At 68.0% G+C, this 1,171-nt stretch carries 1 protein-coding gene and 1 pseudogene; both read left to right on the top strand.

Annotated features, from left to right (window positions below; genetic code table 11):
- The coding region (locus EOA60_RS33930; RefSeq protein WP_348632747.1) for a hypothetical protein at nt 1-381 on the top strand (381 nt) is incomplete at its 5' end.
- A 473-nt stretch (nt 382-854) separates the two neighbouring features.
- A pseudogene (locus EOA60_RS33925) lies at nt 855-1,171 on the top strand (hypothetical protein); the annotation flags it as partial.

The following is a 1,171-nucleotide window of genomic DNA, read 5'->3' as shown; positions in this document are numbered from 1 at the left end:
CTACGACGGCCCGTCGAGCTTCGTCGGGTGGCAGGGGAGGCGGGCATCATGACGTTGTCGCCCGAACGCCGCACCGAGCTCTTCCGCATGGAGGAGGCGCGCCGGCAGACACAGCGCCAGCTCGACATGATCGACCGGCAGATCATCCGGCGCATGACGGCGATGATCTCGCAATTGCAGCCGTGCCAGTCAGGCTATCGTCGGGGGAGGGCGCCGGACCCCGGCGCGTTCCTCGAGCGCTATCGGTCACATCTTGCCGCCCTGACCGCTGCGCGTCAGCCGGAGATCGATGCCCTCTCCCGAAAGCTCGCGCGGCAGGATTTTGCGATCGCCCGATTCCTCGAGCGGCATGGCGGTTTTCTCGATGGACGCGCAGCGTGACGATCAGCCTCTCTGCAGCAAGGCAGGCACGCGCTTCGTCCGGATGCGGTCAGCCGAATTGTCGGGCACAAGCCGGTTCATCTGGTGGCGACGCAACCGGCACAATCACAATCGGACTGCCTGCAGAGCCCGCTGGTCACGGCAGCCTGTCCTTCCGTTCCCGTGTCGATGGTCAGGCTCCTTGCTCGGACCTCCCTTCGTTCGGTGTGCGGTCCTAAACCGGCGGCCGTGCGCTTCAAGGCCGCGTTCCGCGCCGCGCGGCGGCCGGTAGAGCCGTTCTCGGCACGGTGGGCCCGCGTCCCGCGCGAGGGCTGGTCAGCCCTGCTTGGACGCAAACCCACCCTGCTCGATCTGGCCCTCCCGGACCCTGAAGCGCCCGTCTTCCCGCCGGTCTTGTCTGGACCGCGCCCGAAGGGAGGGCCGAGCAAGGAGCCGGTCCCGGCCTTCGGCGGAACGCCAGGAAAGGAAATCCCATGACCAAGACCGCTCGCACTTCCCGCCAGTCCGCTCGCGTTGTCCCGCTCCGCAAGGGCGCCACCCTCGAAATGGTCCGGCTCTGCTGCCCGGACGCCAGTCAGGTCAGCCTCATCTCCGAAAGCTTCGGCCTCGCCGTCCTCGACAGCGACGGCATTCGCGATCTTCACGAGAAGCTCATCATCGAGACGGCCGATGCCCTGGGCGAGGGCCTGGGCGAGAGGGCGATGCAGATCCACCTCCAGCGCATCGTCGGCGCCTATGTCGGCTCCGCCCACGGTGCCGGCCAGTTCTACAGCCGGGCGTCGTTGGCGGC

Source organism: Mesorhizobium sp. M1A.F.Ca.IN.020.06.1.1 (assembly GCF_004023265.1).
Taxonomy (GTDB): domain Bacteria; phylum Pseudomonadota; class Alphaproteobacteria; order Rhizobiales; family Rhizobiaceae; genus Mesorhizobium.
The sequence above is the reverse complement of the archived record's forward strand: the minus strand, read 5'-3'. Positions and strand labels throughout refer to the sequence as shown.